This window comes from Rhodothermales bacterium, assembly GCA_039944855.1.
GTDB lineage: Bacteria > Bacteroidota > Rhodothermia > Rhodothermales > JANQRZ01 > JBBSMX01.
In genome coordinates, this window is record JBDUXZ010000022.1 from 109,284 (window position 1) to 127,700 (window position 18,417).

Annotated in this window: 16 protein-coding genes and 1 pseudogene; 16 read left to right on the forward strand and 1 reads right to left on the reverse strand. The window is 71.8% G+C overall.

The window, feature by feature from the left end; all coding sequences use genetic code 11:
* Position 1: 1 nt before the first annotated feature.
* Together ABJF88_12035 and ABJF88_12040 are read left to right on the forward strand one after the other, a co-directional pair.
* A complete protein-coding gene (locus ABJF88_12035) occupies positions 2-577 on the forward strand; it encodes a DUF2231 domain-containing protein (protein ID MEP0547655.1) in 576 nt (191 codons plus the stop codon).
* Positions 570-881 (forward strand): hypothetical protein, encoded by a 312-nt coding sequence (locus tag ABJF88_12040; GenBank protein MEP0547656.1) that lies wholly within the window; start codon positions 570-572, stop codon positions 879-881. The genes ABJF88_12035 and ABJF88_12040 overlap by 8 nt, the downstream gene beginning before the upstream one ends.
* 29 nt (positions 882-910) lie before the next feature.
* Here ABJF88_12040 and ABJF88_12045 read toward each other — a convergent pair whose 3' ends face one another.
* Positions 911-1,747 (reverse strand): formate/nitrite transporter family protein, encoded by an 837-nt coding sequence (locus ABJF88_12045; protein MEP0547657.1) that lies wholly within the window; start codon positions 1,745-1,747, stop codon positions 911-913.
* Positions 1,748-1,834: 87 nt separating this feature from the next.
* Between ABJF88_12045 and ABJF88_12050 the strand changes: the two genes are divergently transcribed.
* The 14 genes and pseudogenes from ABJF88_12050 (at position 1,835) to ABJF88_12115 (ending at position 18,399) form a co-directional block, all read left to right on the forward strand.
* Positions 1,835-3,307, forward strand: a complete 1,473-nt coding sequence (locus tag ABJF88_12050; GenBank protein ID MEP0547658.1) for a glucose dehydrogenase — start codon at positions 1,835-1,837, stop codon at positions 3,305-3,307.
* Positions 3,304-3,663 (forward strand): cytochrome c, encoded by a 360-nt coding sequence (locus tag ABJF88_12055; protein MEP0547659.1) that lies wholly within the window; start codon positions 3,304-3,306, stop codon positions 3,661-3,663. The genes ABJF88_12050 and ABJF88_12055 overlap by 4 nt, the downstream gene beginning before the upstream one ends.
* Before the next feature lie 38 nt (positions 3,664-3,701).
* Positions 3,702-5,846 carry a TonB-dependent receptor gene (locus ABJF88_12060; GenBank protein ID MEP0547660.1) on the forward strand — a complete coding sequence of 715 codons (2,145 nt, stop codon included), beginning with the start codon at positions 3,702-3,704 and terminating at the stop codon, positions 5,844-5,846.
* A 38-nt stretch (positions 5,847-5,884) separates the two neighbouring features.
* Positions 5,885-7,285, forward strand: a complete 1,401-nt coding sequence (locus ABJF88_12065; protein MEP0547661.1) for a PQQ-dependent sugar dehydrogenase — start codon at positions 5,885-5,887, stop codon at positions 7,283-7,285.
* A 225-nt stretch (positions 7,286-7,510) separates the two neighbouring features.
* A pseudogene (locus ABJF88_12070) lies at positions 7,511-7,693 on the forward strand (ion channel).
* 283 nt (positions 7,694-7,976) lie between these two features.
* On the forward strand, positions 7,977-8,303 hold the full coding sequence (locus ABJF88_12075) for a hypothetical protein (protein ID MEP0547662.1): 327 nt from the start codon (positions 7,977-7,979) through the stop codon (positions 8,301-8,303).
* A gap of 68 nt (positions 8,304-8,371) precedes the next feature.
* Positions 8,372-9,904: an FAD-dependent oxidoreductase gene (locus tag ABJF88_12080; GenBank protein ID MEP0547663.1), complete on the forward strand. Its 1,533-nt coding sequence runs from the start codon at positions 8,372-8,374 to the stop codon at positions 9,902-9,904.
* 55 nt (positions 9,905-9,959) lie between these two features.
* The gene (locus ABJF88_12085; protein ID MEP0547664.1) at positions 9,960-10,985 is read left to right on the forward strand and encodes a two pore domain potassium channel family protein; all 1,026 of its coding nucleotides are present in this window, start codon (positions 9,960-9,962) and stop codon (positions 10,983-10,985) included.
* A gap of 93 nt (positions 10,986-11,078) precedes the next feature.
* A complete protein-coding gene (locus ABJF88_12090; GenBank protein ID MEP0547665.1) occupies positions 11,079-11,405 on the forward strand; it encodes a metalloregulator ArsR/SmtB family transcription factor in 327 nt (108 codons plus the stop codon).
* Between the two features lie 130 nt (positions 11,406-11,535).
* A complete protein-coding gene (locus ABJF88_12095) occupies positions 11,536-11,961 on the forward strand; it encodes a hypothetical protein (GenBank protein MEP0547666.1) in 426 nt (141 codons plus the stop codon).
* Positions 11,962-12,076: 115 nt separating this feature from the next.
* The gene (locus tag ABJF88_12100; GenBank protein ID MEP0547667.1) at positions 12,077-13,489 is read left to right on the forward strand and encodes a TolC family protein; all 1,413 of its coding nucleotides are present in this window, start codon (positions 12,077-12,079) and stop codon (positions 13,487-13,489) included.
* A gap of 4 nt (positions 13,490-13,493) precedes the next feature.
* The gene (locus tag ABJF88_12105; protein ID MEP0547668.1) at positions 13,494-14,837 is read left to right on the forward strand and encodes an efflux RND transporter periplasmic adaptor subunit; all 1,344 of its coding nucleotides are present in this window, start codon (positions 13,494-13,496) and stop codon (positions 14,835-14,837) included.
* A gap of 58 nt (positions 14,838-14,895) precedes the next feature.
* Positions 14,896-18,045 carry a CusA/CzcA family heavy metal efflux RND transporter gene (locus ABJF88_12110; GenBank protein ID MEP0547669.1) on the forward strand — a complete coding sequence of 1,050 codons (3,150 nt, stop codon included), beginning with the start codon at positions 14,896-14,898 and terminating at the stop codon, positions 18,043-18,045.
* Positions 18,046-18,057: 12 nt separating this feature from the next.
* Positions 18,058-18,399 (forward strand): P-II family nitrogen regulator, encoded by a 342-nt coding sequence (locus ABJF88_12115; GenBank protein ID MEP0547670.1) that lies wholly within the window; start codon positions 18,058-18,060, stop codon positions 18,397-18,399.
* Positions 18,400-18,417 lie beyond the last annotated feature (18 nt).

Here is an 18,417-nt window from a genome sequence, read left to right on the forward strand (position 1 = left end):
CATGCAACTCCACGAGCTCCACCCCGCCCTCGTCCACCTTCCCATCGCGCTCCTCCCGGCATCGCTCGCCGCCGACGCCGCAGGGATGCACGACGCCGGCCGCGCCGGCATCGCCCTCACGGCCGGGAGCGCCGCCCTCGCTGCTGCGAGCGGCCTCATCGCGCAGGAGGAGGTCGAGACCGACGAGGTCTCGCACGACCTCCTCGCCACGCACCGGACGCTGAACATCGGCGTGCTCGGGGCGACCGTGGCGATGGCCCTCCACCGCGCCGGGCGCGAGCGGCCGGGACCCGGCTACCTCGCCCTCGGCCTCGCCGCCGTCGGCGTGACGATGTACTCGGCCTACCTCGGCGGGCGGATGGTCTACGCCCACGGCGTCGGCGTCGAGCCGGCCGGGGGGCTGGAGCCCGACCACGCCCCGCCGGTCGAGGACGCGAGCGCCGGCGCCCTCCTCCGCCGGATCGGGCACGACCTCCGCCACGGCCTCCAGCACACGTTCGAGCACCTCCGCGAGGGCGACGTCGTCCCCGCCATCACCCGCTCCCGTACCACCCCTCTCGACGCCGACGATGCCTGACACCGAGACCCTCGACGGCTACGTCGTCGACCTCATCTGCCTCCGGAAGTACCCGGCCGCGGAGTACGCCGAGCGGGCCCGCGAGCACACCCGCGCCTGCGCCCTCGACGGCCACTGCATCGAGAGCGGGTTCGGCCTCGTCGCCGACGACGGCCGCGTGGCCCTCCTCGACCCGTCGGCCACGCCGCAGGTCGTGGAGGCCGTCCGCGCGAGCGAGCGCGAGGCCGGCATCCGGCTCCGCGTCCGGCGCGAGGCGGGGGACGGCGCGATGGAGACGGCGTCCGTCGAGGAGGTCACGCCATGAAGCGACGTGTGAAACGACTACCCCTAAGGCTACCCCTCGCTCTCGTTGTGGACGACCTGCGCGTGGTTCAGGAGCGCCACGAACACGACGCCTCCGACGACGTTGCCGAGCACGGCCGGCGCGAGGAAGTGGCCGAGGTAGGCGAGGAAGCCGACCTCCCCCTTCGCCACGAGGTAGAGCACCTCGACGGAGCCGGCGATCGAGTGGTCGAGGTGGCCGAGCCCGAGCACGTACGTCACGATCACGATGACCGTCACGCGCCCGCTCTCGGCGAACGGGAGCATCCACACCATCAGCGCGATGAGCCAGCCGGCGTAGACCGCCGCGACGAGCGTGGCGAGGAAGTCGCCCCGGTAGACGTCGCGGGCGATCTCGAGGAAGGCCGCCTCCGTGCCGGGGTCGACGTTGGGCGCGGCCGAGAGCGCCCACGCGAAGAGCCCGGCCCCGAGGAGGTTCGTCACGAGGACGACGCCCCACAGCTTCGCCACCTTCCCGATCTTGCCGCGGACGTCGTGGAGGAGCGGGAGAACGGGCGTCAGGGTGTTCTCGGTGAAGAGCTGCTGCCGACCGAGGATGACCACGAGGAAGCCGACGCTGTAGCCGAGCTTGACGACGAGCACGCGCCAGTCGGTGTCCGGGAGCGCGGCGTGGAGGTACCCCTGCGTGAGGAGGGAGAACCCCATAGCGAGGCCGGCGGCCAGGCCCGACCACGCCAGCGCCTGCGGCGAGCGCTTGATCTCCTCCTCCCCCTCCAGCCGGATCGCCTCGTGGACGACGGCGACGTGGGGCGCCGAGCGCTCCTCGGCCTCCTGCCGTTCCTCGGCGTCGAGGCCGTCTCGGCCAGCATCAGTTTGGGTGTGGGGCATGAGGAGGCGACCGGAAAGAAGAAGGAAGGGGAACGCCGTGAACGCGGGGCGCCGCAGCGGGTGCCGCATACGCTCGCGTTCCCACCCGTGCTCCTGCTCCTCACCCTCCTGCTCGGGGGCTGCTTCCGCCTCCTCCCCACGAAGGGCGGCGGGCTGACCGAGTTCGAGGGGCCGCGCGAGGTGGACGCTGGGGACGTCGCCCTCCCGGACGGCTACCGGATCGAGCCCGTGGCGACGGGCCTCACGTTCCCCACGGGCGTCGCCTTCGACGCGGCCGGCGCCGTCTACGTGACGGAGGCCGGCTACTCCTACGGCGACTACCGCGGCACGCCGCGGCTCCTGCGGGTCGAAGCCGACGGGACCGCTACGGAGGTCGCCCGCGGCACGGACCCGCCGTGGACGGGGGTGAGCTACAGCGACGGCCTGGACGGCGGCGCCTTCTTCGTCACGGGCGGCCACTTCGAGGGCGGGAGGCTCCTGCGGATCGAGCCGGACGGGCAGGTGGACGTGCTCGTGGATGGGCTCCCGAGCCTCGGCGACCACCACACGAACGCGCCCGTGGTGATGGACGGGTGGGTCTACTTCGGGCAGGGGACGGCCACGAACTCCGCCGTCGTCGGCCTCGACAACTTCAAGCTCGGCTGGCCCGAGCGCTACCCCGACTTCCACGATGTCCCCTGCGCCGACGTCGTGCTCAAGGGCACGAACTTCCGCACGGAGAACCCCCTCACGCCCGACGACCACGACGAGGTGCTCACCGGCCCGTACAAGCCGTTCGGCCAGCCCGCCGAGCGGGGTGAAGTCGTCGAGGGCCGGACGAAGTGCAGTGGCGCCGTCCTCCGCGTCCGCCCCGACGGGTCGGACCTCGAGGTGGTGGCGTGGGGCTTCCGCAACCCCTTCGGCCTCGCCGCCGCGGCCACCCCTGACGGGACGGGGGCGCTCTTCGTCGCCGAGAACCAGTACGACGTGCGCGGGAGCCGCCCCGTCTTCGGCACCGGCGACCTCCTCTGGCGCGTCGAGCCGGAGCGGGCCGAGGGCACGCCCGCGCCGTGGTTCGGCTGGCCCGACTACTGGGCCGGCGTCCCGCTCGAAGACGGGTTCGAGGCGCCGGGCGAAAGGGAGCCCGGCTTCGTCCTGCTCCAGCACCCCGGCGCCCCGCCGCGCCCGGTCGCTCAGTTCGGCGTCCACGCCGCCGCGGGCGGCCTCGACGTGGGCCGGAGCGCGGCGTTCGGGTTCGAGGGCGACGTGTTCGTGGCCGAGTTCGGCGACAACGTGCCCGCCGTCGGGAAGGCCCTCGCGCCCGTCGGCTACAAGGTCGTGCGGGTGGACGCCGAGGCAGGCACGGTCCACGACTTCGCCGTCAACCGCGGCGGCACGAACGGGCCGGCGTCGTGGCTCGGCACCGGCGGGCTCGAACGCCCCATCGCCGTCCGGTTCAGCCCCGACGGCGCAGCCCTCTGGGTGGTGGACTTCGGCGTGATGACGATGAGCGAAAGCGGGGCCTACGGCCCGCGCCCCGGCACGGGCGTCCTCTGGAAGATCACCCGCACGGACCCATGAGATACCCGCTCGCAATCCTGCTCATCGCCGCCGTCGTGGCGCTGGCCGCGTGCGGCTCGGCCCGCCGCGGTGCTCCGCTGACGGGGCCGCACGAGCCGCCGAACGCGGAGGTCGCCGAGGGGCAGCGGACGTTCGACCGGTTCTGCAACGGGTGCCACCCCGGCGGGGCCGCCGGCGTCGGCCTCGCGCTGAACAACAAGCCCCTGCCGGGCTTCGTCATCCGCCGGCAGGTCCGCTGGGGGCTGGGCGCCATGCCGGCCTTCAGCGAAGAAACAATCTCCGACCAGGAGCTCGACAACCTCGTCGCCTACCTCGTCTGGCTCCGCCGCCTCGACCGAAAGGACGACTCCGGCTGACGGCTCTCCTCCCACCCTCACCGCCTCTCCACCGCCCCATGCCCTTCCGCTACGTCCCGCTCCTCCTCGCCCTGCTCCTCCCTGTCTCGGCTTCGGCTCAGCCCACACCGGCCGACACGCTCGTGCGCACGCTCGGCGACGTCACGGTCACGGCCGAGCGTGTGCCCGTCGAGGCCGCCCGCGCTGCGGCCGCCGTCAGCGTCATCACCGCCGAGGAGGTCGAGCGACAGCCGCTCCTGAACCTCGCCGACGCCCTCCGCCTCACGCCCGGCTTCGCCTTCCTGAACGGCGACGGGGCCGGGACCCCGCCGGCCGCGACGGTCCGCGGCTTCTACGGCGGCGGCGAGGCCGAGTACGTCCTCCTCCTCGTCGACGGCCGACCCGTGAACGACGTCGAGACCGGGCTCGTGGACTGGGAGCTGGTGCCGCTCGGGTCGGTCGAACGGGTCGAGGTGCTCCGCGGCGGGGCCTCGCCCTTGTGGGGCGACGCCGCCATCGGCGCCGTCGTCAACGTCGTCACGGACGGGGGACCGCAACCGGTGCAGATATCCGCTTCGGGTGGGAGCAACGACACGTACTTCCTCAGCGGCAGCGGAAGCGCGACGTGGCGGGGTCGGGCGGTCAGCGCCTACGGCTCCGTCAAGCGCTACGGCGGCTGGCGCGACCACGCCGAGCGCACCGTCGGGCTCGCCGGTGCCCGCGCCGAGGTGCTGCGCTCCGAGCGCGGAAGCCTCGCCCTCTCGACCCGCCACAGCTGGACCGACGCCGACCTCCCCGGCCCGCTGCTCGGCCCCGCCCTCGCTGACGGCCGCACGCCGTCGAGCCCGTTCTACCGCTTCGACGGGACGGAGGAGCGCCGCCACCGCCTCGCCCTCGACGGCCGCTGGGAGGCCGTGCCCGGCCTCGCCCTCGACGGCGGCCTCTTCGGGGGGTGGCGCTCGGCCGAAATCACCCGGACGCTCCCTCTCTCGCCTGAGTTCGGCGACACGAAGCGGCGCGACCTCGACGGCGGCCGGGTCGAGATGAACCTCCAGGCTACGGCGGGCGGCCTCGGCGCGGGCGACCGTACGCTCGGGCTGCCACTCCCCACGCGCGTCGTGGTGGGGGCAACGGGGTCGCTCCAGACGTTGGAGTCCGCGTACCGGCCCGTCCTCGTCGGCACGGCCGAGGACTACGCCGACGCGGAGCCAGACCTGCGTGCAGAGGCCGAAGTCAGCGGCGACGGGAGCCGCCGCGCCCTCGCTCTCTACGCCCAGGCCGAGGCCGCGCCCGTGGCGCCGCTCCGCCTCGTCCTCGGCGCCCGCTTCGATTGGCTCGGCGACCGCTACGACGCGGTGCTGCCCGAGCCCGGCGAGACCGAGACGACGCACACCGCCTTCAGCCCCCGCGTCGGGGCGAACCTCCGGTGGATTGCGACGGATCGGCAGGTCGGCCACGCCTACGCCCAGGCGACCCGCTCCTTCAAAGCGCCGACGCTCGACCAGCTCTTCGACCAGCGCCTCGTCGGCGTGCCGTTCCCGCCCTTCACCGTCTCGCTCTCGAACGCCGACCTCCAGCCGCAGCGGGGGACGACCGTCGAGGCCGGGCTCCGCCACCGCGCCGAGCTCGTGCCCGGCCGCCTCGCCGCCGAGGCCGAGGTGACGCTCTACCAGATCGACATGGAGGACGAGATCGACTTCAGCCTCCAGGAGTTCGCCTACCTCAACCTCGGCGAGAGCCGCCACCGCGGCGTCGAGACGGGGCTGAGCGTGCTCGTCGGCGAGCGAGCGCGGCTCTTCGGGACGTACACGTACACCGAGGCCACGGTCGAGAACGGCGACTTCGCCGGGAACGTGCTGAAGGCCATCCCGCGCGACGTGTGGGCCGCCGGGGCGAGCGCGACCCGAGGCCGGCTCAGCGGGAGCGTCGTCGTGCGCGGCGCCGGGCGCATCTGGCTCGACGACGCCAACACGATTCCCCTCGACCCGTGGACCGTGTTCGATGCGAAGCTCGCCCTCCGCCTCCCGCTCCCCGGCCCGGCGGCGACGCTCACGGCCGAGGCCTTCAACCTCTTGGACGCGGGCTACAGCACGACGGGGTTCCCCGACGCGAGCGGCACGCCCGGCCCCGACGGCGGCCCGCTCGTCTACTACTACCCCGCCGCCGGGCGCCAGCTCCGTCTCGGGCTCCGGGCGACGCTGTAACGCCTTCCCTCTCTCCTCTCACCCTTCCCCTCTCCGCCATGCGCCTCTCCACGCTCTCCCTCGCCCTCCTCCTCGTCCCCCTCACCGCTGCGCCGCCCGCCGCCGCGCAGCCCGAGGCCGCGCAGCCCGAGGCCGCGCTCGACCTCGTCGCCGACGGGTTCACGCACCCCCTCGCCCTCGCCGAGCCGCCCGACGACTCCGGCCGCCTCTTCGTCGTGGACCAGACGGGCCAGATCTGGATCGTGACCGCCGAGGGCGAGCGCCTCGGCGAGCCCTTCCTCGACATCGCCGACCGCCTCGTCGAGCTCAACCACGGCTACGACGAGCGCGGCCTCCTCGGCCTCGCCTTCCACCCGGACTACGCCCAGAACGGGCGGTTCTTCGTCTTCTACAGCGCGCCGCTACGTGAGAGCGCGCCCGACGGGTTCGACCACACGAACGTGCTCGCGGAGTTCCGCGCCTCCCCCACCGACGCGGACCGAGCCGACCCCGCCTCGGAGCAGAAGCTGCTCCAGATGGACCACCCGTACATGAACCACAACGCCGGCACGCTCGCCTTCGGGCCCGGCGACGGCATGCTCTACGTCGCCCTCGGTGACGGCGGCCTCCGCGACGACCAGGACCAGAACTTCGTCCAGGGCCGGCCCGAGGACTGGTACGAGCTCAACGACGGCGGGAACGGGCAGGATATCGAGAACAACCTCCTCGGCTCCATCCTCCGGATCGACGTCAACGCCGAGGCGGGCGGCGGCCACCACGGCAGCGGCAACCCCTACAAGGTGCCAGAGGACAACCCGTTCGCCGAAATCCCCGGCGTCCACGGCGAGGTGTGGGCCTACGGCCTCCGCAACCCCTGGCGGTTCTCCTTCGACATGGCCGGCGACCACGAGCTGATCTCGGCCGACGTCGGGCAGAACCTCTACGACGAGATCTCGGTGATCCAAAAGGGCGGGAACTACGGGTGGAACGTGTGGGAGGGGGCGCACTGCTTCAACGCGGCGAGCCCGACCGACCCGTTCGAGACGTGCCCGACGGAGACGGGCGTCGGGCACCCCGTCGAGGGCGACCCGCTGCTCATGCCGGTGATCGAGACGAAGAACGCGGGCTACTTCGACGACGGCGCGGGCGTCGCGATCGTCGGGGGCTACGTCTACCGCGGGCCGACGCTACCGCGGCTGGGCGGGCAGTACGTCTTCGGGGTCTACAGCCGGAGCATGGAAGGCGGCCATCAGCCCGGCCGCGTGTTCGTGGCGACGCGCGAGGGAGACGCCTGGCCCTTCGAGGAGATGACGTTCGCGAACCGGCCGGACGGCGGGCTCGACCGGCTCCTGCTCAGCTTCGGGCAGGACCGCGCGGGCGAGGTCTACGTCCTCGTCACCGACCAGCCGGGCCTGGAAGGCGCCTCGGGTTGGGTCTACCGCCTCGTCCCCTCGCCGTAACACCGCATGTCCTGGCTCATCGCGTCGGCGGGCGCTCTCCTCGTCCTCCTCACGATTCTCGACCTCCTCTGGACGACGCTGTGGGTGGACGGCGGCGCCGGCCCCCTCTCCCGGTGGGCGACGCGGGGGCTGTGGCGCGGGCTCCGCGCCGTGGGGGGCGGCTCCCGCCTGTTCAGCCTGGCGGGGCCGCTCGCCCTCGTGGCGACGCTCCTCCTGTGGATCGCGATGCTGTGGGCGGGGTGGACGCTCGTCTTCGCCGGGGGCGAGCCCTCCCTCCTCGACACCCGCGCCGACGAGCCCAGCGACTGGACCGGGCGGGCCTGGTTCGCAGCGTACACCCTGTTCACCGTGGGGAACGGCGACTTCACGCCCGTCGACGGCCCGTGGCAGATCGCCGCCGCCCTCACGGCGGCGAGCGGGATGACGTTCGTCACGTTCGCCGTCTCGTACGTCCTCTCCGTCCTCAGCGCCGTAGCTTCGAAGCGCTCGTTCGCCAGCGGCGTCACCGGCCTCGGCGAGAGCGCCGAGGAATACGTGCTGAGCGGCTGGGACGGCCAGACCTTCCACGCCCTCGCCCCCCCCCCTCGGATCGGCTGGCTCGGAGCTCGACCGGCTCGCCGACCAGCACCGGACGTACCCGATCCTCCACTACTACCACAGCGAGCGCGCCGAGGCCGCCGCCGCCCTCGCCGTGGCCGTGCTCGACGAGGCGCTGACGGTGCTCGCGTGCGGGGTCGCGGCGGAGGCCCGTCCCAACGGTGCCGTCGTGAAGAGCGCTCGGTCCAGCGTGCGGAGCTATCTCCGCACGCTTGTGGAGGCCGGGATCGACCCGGCCGAGTACTCCCCACCACCGCCGGACCTCGGCCGCCTCGCCGCCGCCGGCGTCCCGACGGTCTCCGACGCGGCCTTCGCGCAAGTGCTCGGCGACCTCGACGAGCGTCGGCGGAAGCTGCTGGGCGTCGTCACCGCCGACGCGCGGACGTGGCCCGTAGCCGAATCGAGGACCTCCGCGTCATAGGGTGCTCCCACGAGCGCCGCCCTCCTACCCCGCTGCACATTTAGCCTCTTCCTCCAAGCCCTCCCGCCGTGTCCCGCACCGACGTCCCCAACCCCTCCCTCTGGCTCGCCACCGCCACCGGCGTCGACTACCCCGCCCTCGCCCCGAACGAACGCGTGAGGGCCGACGTCGCCGTCGTCGGCGCGGGCATCGCCGGGCTCACGACGGCGCTGCTCCTCAAGCGCAGCGGCGTGCGCGTCGCGCTCGTCGAGGCGGGCCGGGTATGCGCCGGCGTCACGGCCTACACCACGGGCAAGGTCTCGTCGCTCCACGGGCTGACCTACCGCAAGCTCCGGGCGTCGTTCGGCGAGGAGACGGCCCGCGCCTACGGCGAGGCCAACGAGGCGGCGATCGGACTCGTGGCCGGCCTCGTCGACGAACTCGGGATCGAGTGCGGGTGGCGGCGCGGGCCGGCCTTCACCTACACGACGGACCGGCAGACGCTCGGCAAGATCGAGGAGGAGGTCGAGGCGGCGCAGGCGGCGGGGCTCCCGGCCTCGTTCACGACGGACACCGAGCTCCCGTTCGAGGTCCTCGGGGCCGTCCGCTTCGAGGACCAGGCGCAGTTCCACGCGCGGCACTACGGGCTCGCCCTCGCCTCGGCCGTCGACGGCGACGGGTGCCGGGTGTTCGAGCGCAGTCGGGTCGTGGCCATCGATGCCTCGGCCGGGGTGTGCCGGGTGGAGAACGGCGGCACCGTCGTGGCTGACCAGATCGTCCTCGCGACCCATATCCCATTCCTCGACCGGGGCGGGTTCTTCGCGAAGGTCTCGCCGCAGCGCACGTACCTCCTCGCCGTCGAGGTGGAAGAGCCTGCGCCCGAGGGGATGTACCTCGGCGAGGGGCAGCGGACACGGACGCTCAGGAGCGCTGAGGGAGGCAGGTACCTCGTCCTCGGTGGCGCCGGTCACAAGGCGGGGCAGGAGCCCGATACGCCGTCGTGCTACGACGAGATCGAGCGGTGGGCGCGCGAGAACTACACCGTCAAAAATGTCGCCTACCGGTGGAGCGCGCACGACTACGTCCCCGTCGACGGGCTCCCCTACGTCGGGCGGCTCCCCTTCGGCGCGGGGCGGGTGTGGGTCGCCACGGGCTTCAACAAGTGGGGGCTGACGAACGGGACGGCCGCCGCGCAGATCATCGCCGACGGCATCGCCGGGCGGGACAACCCGTGGGCGAAGACGTTCGACGCGAACCGGCACGACCTCCCCGAGTCGGCGAAGAAGTTCGTCGAGGAGAACCTCAACGTGGCCGAGCGCTTCGTCCGCGACCGCATCCGCCACCTCACGGGGGCCGACGTGGCCGCGCTGGAGCCGGACGAGGGCGCCGTCGTCGAGGCCGGCGGCGAGCGCGTCGGGGCGTACCGCGACGCCGAGGGCGCGGTCCACGCCGTCTCGCTCGTGTGCACGCACCTCGGCTGCCACGTGACGTGGAACCCGGCCGAGCGCTCGTGGGACTGCCCGTGCCACGGCTCGCGCTTCGACGTGGACGGCGCCGTGCTCCACGGCCCCGCCGTCCGCCCACTCGCCCGCAAGACTCTCGACGACGGCGACACGCACTGACGCCGCTCCTTACACGCCCCCACGCGCTCTCAGAGGTTCACCCATCCGCTCTTGTATGCCCCTTCTCCTCCTCGTTGTCGGACTCTCGCTCATCGCGTTCACGCTCTTCGACGCGCTCTGGACGACGATCGCGCCGCACGGCGCCGGCCCCCTCTCGAAGCGGATCGCCCGGGGGTGGTGGACGGCGAGCCTGTGGGTGCACCGACGGCGGGCGGGCGGCGCGCACGGCCTCCTGGCGTTCGCCGGGCCTGCCCTCCTCGTCGTCGCCTTCCTCGTGTGGGTGGGGCTGTTGTGGGCGGGGTGGACGCTCCTCTTCAGCGCAGAACCCGGAGCCGTCGTCGGCTCTTCGTCGAACGAGTCGGCCGACCTCGCCGGCCGCGTCTACTACGTCGGGTTCGTCCTCTTCACTCTCGGCACGGGGGATTACGTGCCCGTGGGTGGGACGTGGGAGGTGCTCTCCGCCCTCGCTTCGCTCAGCGGCCTCTTCGTCGTCACGCTCGCCATCACCTACGTGCTCTCGGTCGTCTCCGCCGTCGCGGCGAAGCGACGGCTCGCCGGCTCCATCCATAGCCTCGGTGAGACGCCGTCGGACGTCGTGCGCCGGGCCTGGGATGGGAGCGGCTTCGCGGGCCTCGACCAGCACCTCCCGTCGCTCGGCTCAGCGCTCGAATACCACGACCAGCGGCACGCTGCCTACCCCATCCTCCACTACTTCCACAGCACCGAGCGGCGGACGGCGCTAGGACCGGCCGTGGCCGTGCTCGACGACGCGCTCCTGATTCTGGCCGAGGGCGTAGCACCGGACGCACGCCCCGCGCCGGCCATCGTGGAGCCGACCCGCCGCTCGGTAGGCAGCTTCCTCGATACCCTCGGCGATGCGTTCATCGAGCCCTCGGACGACGTGCCTCCGACGCCGGATCTCGCGGTGGTAGCCTCGGCTGGCATTCCTACGGAGGCAGCGGGTGACTTCAAACGGGCGGTGGAGCGAGGGGCACACCGCCGCCGGCTGCTCCGGGGCTTGGTAGAAGACGGTGGGTGGTCGTGGACTGCGGTCGTCTCAGCCCGTCCGGGAGCGCAGTGAAGGAGTTTACCAGCACCAAGCGGAACGCGAGATTGGTCGGCAACGCCGAGGCTTCCGTGCCGTACTATCGAGGCGCTCCCCACGCCCTCCCCGATGGTACCCGATTCTTCCGCAGCGCCCGATGAGCAGCTTCCACCGACCGATGTGGTCGAGGAATCGGTGCGCCTGCTCAAAGGGGTGGCCGATCCGACCCGGCTCCGCATCCTCTGCCTGCTGCGGCAGGACGAGCAGAACGTCCACGCCCTCACCGACGCCCTCGACGTGTCGCAGTCGGCCGTGAGCCACCAGCTCCGCGTCCTCCGCGAGGCCCGCCTCGTGGCGACCAGGCGAGACGGCCGCCACGTCTACTACCGCCTCGCCGACGACCACGTCTACGACATCCTCTCGGCCGCGCTGGAGCACGGGCGCGAGGTCTGCTGATCGGCACGCCTGCATTGGTGAGGCGGTCTTGCTCGTGCGACGATTTCGTGAAGCGATTGCGCGCGGGAACCGGGATCCCTACCTTTCATATGAGCATTTGTTCATATATCGCAGGGCGCTCCCCGGCCTCATGCCTAGCCTCTCCAGCATCAAAACGCACTCCGCTCCGGCCGTCTGGCTGCTGAGCACGCTGATGCTGTTCGCGCCGCTGGGTGCCCACGCTGTCGGGGCCGTGCTCTGCATCGAGTCCGACGGCGAGGTCGCTGTCGAGCGCGCCGAGGGCGCGATGTGCGCGGAAGGGACAGGCGAGCACACCCCGCTCGGTGTGACGCACTGCGAGTCGTGCACCGACGTCCCGCTCCCGAGCGGTGGCGACGCGGAGTGCGCCTCGTTCAAGACGGAGAGCAGCCCGTCGGCGCAGACGTTCCTTCCCGTCACCGCGCTCCTCCCGGTACTGGACCGCCTCCCGGTCCAGGTAGCGTCTATGTCCAAGGCGGTACAGGTATCCCTGCCGTCGACCCCGGCTCCCCTCCGCAGCGTGGTGCTGCTGATCTGAGCCGCTCCTGATCCCGGCTGTCCGACGACCGCTCACGGTCCTCGTAACCGCAGCCGATCCCGACCGCCGTGCCCGTCTGGTACGGCCTTCGTCCACGATCAGGAGATCCAGGCACATGGTATTCCCCCCGCTCGCGCTGCGCCGACTGGCGTGGCTCGGGGCCGCCGCCGCATTCGTGGCCTTCGCCACCGGCTGCGCCGCTCCCTACGACCTCACCTATCCCGAACCGCGCCCGCTCGGCCCGGTCACCGCTTCCTACGTTCCGACTCCCATCGAGAGAGTCGAGTCTGAGAACGGTGCACCCAACAGCGTGGCGCTCGCAGAGCCGCTCACGCTGGACGAGGCCGTCGCCCTCGCGCTGGCGCAGAACCCCGACCTCCGCGCGGCGGCCCACGAGGTGCGCGCCCGCGAAGGCGAAGCGTACCAGGCCGCTCGCCTGCCCAATCCAGAGCTAGAGATCGACGCCGAAGAGTTCGGTGGGAGTGGCGACCGCACGGGCACGGATGCGGCCGAGGTCGGGGCGGGGGTCTCCCAGACGATCGAGCTCGGCGGGGACCGCCGCGCCCGTGCCGCCGTCGCCGCCCGTGGGGCTGAGCTGGGTGCGTGGAGCTTCGAGGCCGCCCGCCTCGACCTCATCACGCGGGTCCACCAGGCCTTCGCGTCCGTGCTCGCGGCCGAGACGCGGCTCGCCCTCGCCGAGGAGCAGCGCGACATCGCGGCCCGCTTCGCCGACGCCGTGACCCGCCGCGCTGAGGCGGGGGCCATCTCGCCGCTGGAGGCCCGCCGTTCGGCGGTGGCTGCCGCTACGGCCGAGGCCACCTTCGGGCGTGCCCGCCGCGCGCTCGACGCCGCCCGTGCTCGCCTCGCTCCGCTCATCGGTCTCCCGTCGGGCGGTCTCGACGTGGCGGGCGATCTCGACCGGCTAGGCGTCGTCCCGCCCTACGAGCGGCTCCTCCCCTTCCTCGCGCTCAACCCCGACGTGGCCCGGTACCGGACGGCGCTCGCGCAGGCCGAGGCGCAGGTGGCTCTCGAACGAGCCCGCCGCATCCCGGACCCGACGCTCCGGGCGGGCGGGACCTACTTCAACGAGGTGGGCGAGGCTGCTGTCACCGCGGGCGTATCGATCCCGATCCCTCTCTTCGACACGAACCGGGGCGCGATCCAGGCTGCGCGTGCGCGAGTGAGCGGGACGGCGGCCGAGGCCGAGGCCGCGCTGCTCCGCGCAGAGCGCGACCTGGCCGAGGCCTACGGCACCTACGCCGCCGCTGCCGAGGCCGCACGCATCCTCCGCGACGACGCCCTCCCCAACTCCCGTGCTGCCTTCGAAGGCATAGAGACGGGCTATCGGGAAGGCGAGTTCGACCTCCTCGCCGTGCTCGATGCGCAGCGCGCGCTCGTCGAGACGCAGAACGCCCTCGCCGACGCCCTCGCCGACGTCGCCCAGTCCCGCGCCGCCGTCGAGCGTCTCATCGCCACCCCTCTCGAAGCCGCCGCCGACGGCGTGCTCCCCAACCCCGACAACGAGTAGCGCCATGAACAAGCACACGAACCCCACCCCCCCGGTGACGCCGCCCTCTCGGCCCGACCGTTCCGTTCCCCCCCCTTCCGAACCAACACCGACCGCGCTCGGCTCCCGCGCCCGCCTGCGGACCTACCTCGCCGAGAACCGCCGCGCGCGCTTCCTCGCACTCGGCATGGGCCTCCTCGCCGTCGTCGTCCTCGTCTGGTGGTTCGTCGCACGGAGCGGCGAACCGCTCGGGGACGATGCCACCATCGAGACCGACGAGCACGCGGAAGAAGGGGGCGAGCACGCCGAGGAAGAGCTCGTCGTCCTCACCGCAGCCGAGGTCGAGGAGTTCGGGATCGACGTGCGGACGGCGGGGCCGGGCACGATGGCCGTCGAGAAGGAGCTGCCGGGCGAGGTCCGCGCGAATGAGGACCGCTACGCCCACGTCACGCCCCGCCTCCCCGGCATCGTCCGGAGCGTGAGCGTGAGCGTCGGCTCATACGTCCGGCAGGGCCAGACGATGGCCGTCATCGAGAGCCGCGAGCTGGCCGACCTCTCGGCCGAGTACCTCGCCGCCGTGGAGCGGGAGGAGCTGGCACGGACCTCGTTCGAGCGCGAGGAGCGGCTCTACGAGCAGGAGATCACCTCGCAGGCCGACTACCTCGAGGCGCGGCAGGAGCTGGCCGAGGCCCGCATCCGCACGCGCTCGGCCCGGCAGAAGCTCATCGCGCTCGGGTTCTCCGATGGCTACATCGAGTCGCTCCCGCAGCGGGGCGAGCGGAGCCTCGTTACCTACCCCCTCACGGCCCCGCTCTCGGGCCGTGTCCTCGAGAAGCACATCGTCGCCGGCGAGGCCGTTGAGGCCGACACCGACGCCTTCGAGGTAGCCGACCTCTCTACCGTTTGGGTGGACCTCTCCGTCTACCAGCGCGACCTCGGCGTCGTCCGCGAGGGGCAGGAGGTCGTTGTCGACGCCGGGCCGGCGCTCGGCCGCACGCGCGGGACGATCTCCTACGTCCGTCCCGTCGTGGGGGAGGAGACGCGGACGGCGATTGCCCGCGCTGTCATTCGGAACCCGGAGGGGATGCTCCGCCCCGGCCAGTTTGTCACCGGCCTCATCGCCGTAGATGAGGCCGAGGTCGAGATCGTCGTGCCCGAGACGGCCGTGCTCGACGTCGAGGGCACGCCCACCGTCTTCGTCCAGACGGGCGAAGGCTTTGTTCCTCGCCCCGTCGAAGTCGGCGACCGCACGGCCGACGAGGTGGCGATCACGAGCGGGCTCTCGGCCGGCGAGCGCTACGTCGCCGCCGGAGCCTTCGCGCTCAAGGCCGAGCTCGGAAAGGAGGCTTTCGGCGACGACGACGACTGATGGCGCGCCGACGCCCCCAATCCCTCGCACATCGAAGCACGACTGAACTCCCAACTCAATGGAAAAGATCATCCCGTTCGCGCTGCGGAGCCGCCTCCTTGTCCTCGCCCTCGGCGTGCTCGTCGTGGCCGCCGGGTGGTGGACCTATGAGCGCCTCCCCATCGACGCCTTCCCCGACGTCTCGCCATCCCTCGTCCAGGTCTTCACCGTCACCGAAGGGCTCGCGCCGGAGGAGGTCGAGCGCTACGTGACCTACCCCGTCGAGACGGCCATGAACGGGCTGCCCAACCTGGAGCAGATCCGCTCGGTCTCTAACTTCGGGCTGAGCGTCGTCAACGTCTACTTCGAGGAGGGGACCGACGTCTACTTCGCCCGCCAGCTCGTCGGCGAGCGGCTCCAGGAGGCCCGGGAGAGCATCCCGCCCGGCTTCGGCGAGCCCGAGATGGGGCCGATCTCGACGGGCATGGGCCTCGTCCTCTTCTACTACCTCGACGACACGACGGGCGCGTACAGCCTGGAGGAGCTCCGCACGATGCAGGACTGGATCGTGAAGACGAGCCTCCAAACCGTCCCCGGCGTCACCGAGGTGCTCGGCATCGGCGGCTACGAGCGGCAGTTCCAGGTCGTCATAGACCCCGACGCGCTGCTGCGCTACGACGTCACGCTGGCGGAAGTGACCGAGGCGCTGGAGGAGAACAACCTCAACGTCGGGGCGCAGTACATCGAGCAGAACGCCGAGCAGTTCGTCGTCCGCTCGGTCGGGCTGGCGACCAGCCTGGTCGATCTCGAAAACGTGGTCGTGCGGACGGCGGACGGCACGCCCATCTTCGTGCGCGACGTGGCGGACGTGCGCATAGGCGGCGCGATCCGGCGCGGCCTCCAGACGCAAGGAGGCGTGCGCGAAGTCGTCTCGGGCATGGTCGTGAAGCTCTACGGGGCGAACTCGTCCACCGTCATCGGCCGCGTCGAGACGAAGCTCGCCGAGATCAACGAGGCGCTCCCGGACGGCGTCGAGATCGTCCCGTACTACGAGCAGAAGACGCTCGTGGAAGCCGCCGTGGCGACGGTGACGAACGCGCTCTGGCAGGGCATCCTCCTCGTCGTCATCGTGCTCATCGCCTTCCTCGGCTCCTGGCGGCCGAGCGTGGTGGTGGCGCTCGCGATTCCGTTCTCGGTCCTCTTCGCGGCCGTCTTCATGGGGCTCTTCGACATCTCGGCCAACCTCATGTCGCTCGGCGGCCTGGCAATTGCCATCGGGATGATGGTGGACGGGGCGATCGTGATGGTCGAGAACGTAGACCGGATGCTGCGCGAGGCGCCGCCCGACGAACCCCGCGTGCATGTCGTCGCGCGGGCGTGCGCTGAGGTCGCGCGGCCGGTCGCCTTCGCCGTCCTCATCATCGTCGTCGTGTTCCTCCCGCTCTTCACGCTCCAGGGCGTCGAGGGCAAGACGTTCCGGCCGCTCGCCTACACCGTGGCCCTCGCGATGCTCGGCTCGCTCGTCTACGCGCTCGTCCTCGCCCCGGTCTTCTCGGACCTGCTGATGCGGCGTCCGAAAGAGATCGGCGGTGACGGCGCACTGGGGAAGAAGCCGCTCGCGGAACGGGTGCTCGACCGGATGACCGCGTGGTACCGCCCCGTCGTGGCGTTCTTCGTGCGGCAGCGGACGTGGGCGATCGGCCTCGCCGTGGGCCTCCTCGCCGTCGGGGCGGCCGTCTTCCCCCTCCTCGGGAGCGAGTTCACGCCGACGCTCCAGGAGGGCACCGTCATCATGCGCCTCACGATGGCCCCGTCGATCTCGCTCACCGAGAGCCAGGCGACGGCGCAGCGCGTCGAGCGCCGCCTCATGGCGATTCCCGAAATCGAGGACGTGATAAGCCGGATCGGGCGCGGCGAGGTGGGCGCGCACGCCGACCCCATCAACTCGGCCGAGATGTACCTCGTGCTGACACCGGAGGACGAGTGGCGCTTCGACAGCCAGGAGGCGCTGATGACGGCGATCCGCGACGAGTTGGGCGAGGTGCCGGGCGTGCTGACCAACTTCACGCAGCCCATCCAGATGACGGTCGACGAGCTCCTCGAAGGCGTCAAGGCCGAGCTCGCCGTGAAGCTCTTCGGCGACGACCTGGGCGTGCTCAAGGAGCAGGCCGACGAGATCGCCGCCGCGCTGAACACGGTAGAGGGCGCGGCCGACGTGCAGGCCGACCAGATCACCGGGACGCCGCAGCTCCAGATCACCGTGGACCGGCAGGCGATTGCCCGCTACGGCGTCAACGTTGCCGACGTGCAGCGGACGGTGGCGACGGCGGTGGGCGGGGCCGAGGCGGGGCAGATCTTCGAGGGCATCCGCCGCTTCCCCATCTACGTCCGCTTCGAGGAAGACGCCCGCTCGACGCCCGAGGCGATCGGCGACCTCTTGATCCCGCTCCCCGGCGGCGGAACCGTCCCGCTCGGCGCACTCGCCGAGGTGGGCGAGGTCGTCGGGCCGCGGCAGATCACCCGGCAGGACAACCAGCGCTTCATCACGGTCCAGCTCAACGTCGAGGGCCGCGACATCGGCTCGTTCGTCGCCGAGGCGCAGGAGGTGATCCGGCAAGAGGTGGACCTCCCGCCGGGCTACCTCACGACGTGGGGCGGGCAGTTCCGGCTCCAGCAGGAGGCGAACAAGCGGCTCATGGTCGTCGTCCCCATCACGCTCCTCATCGTATTCCTCCTGCTCTACTCCAGCTTCAACTCGCTGAAGAACGCCACGCTCATCGTGCTCAACATCCCGCTCGCCCTCGTCGGCGGCATCGTCGCGCTGTGGATCACGGGGCAGAACCTCTCGGTCCCGGCGTCCGTCGGGTTCATCGCGCTCTTCGGGATCTCGCTCCAGAACGGGATGGTGCTCGTGACCTACCTCAACCAGCTCATCCGCGACGGGACGGCGATGGACCGGGCGAGCGTGGAGGGCGCGCTCCTCCGGCTCCGCCCCGTGCTGATGACGGCGGTGACGACGGCGCTCGGCCTCCTCCCGCTGCTCTTCTCGGCGGGGACGGGGAGCGAGGTGCAGCGCCCGCTGGCGACCGTCGTGGTCGGCGGCCTCTTCACCTCGACGGTGCTGACGCTCCTCGTCCTCCCCGCCCTCTACACGTGGTTCAGCGAGCCGACGGTAGCGGCGGAGCCCGCCGAACCGGAAACGGCCGAACTCGCTCATGCTACTGCCTGACCCGAACCTGCTATGAAACACGTCATCGCCTTCATCAAACCGCACAAGCTCTCCGACGTCACGCTCGCGCTCCACCGCGTCGAGGGGCTGACGGGGATGAGCGCCGCCGACGTCCGCGGCTTCGGCCGAGGGCGCGCCCTCGACATGCCTGACACGTTCTCGGAGGGGGCCGCCGACTTCGTCCCGCGCGTCCGCATCGAGGCCGTGTGCCGCGACGAGATCGTGGAGGAGGTCGTCGAGACGATCCGGCGCGAGGCGCACACGGGCCTCCGCGGCGACGGGAAGATCTACGTCGCGCCCGTCGAGGACGCCGTCCGCATCTCCACCGGTGAGCGCGGCGAAGCCGCCGTTTGACCGCTCTCTATCTCGAAT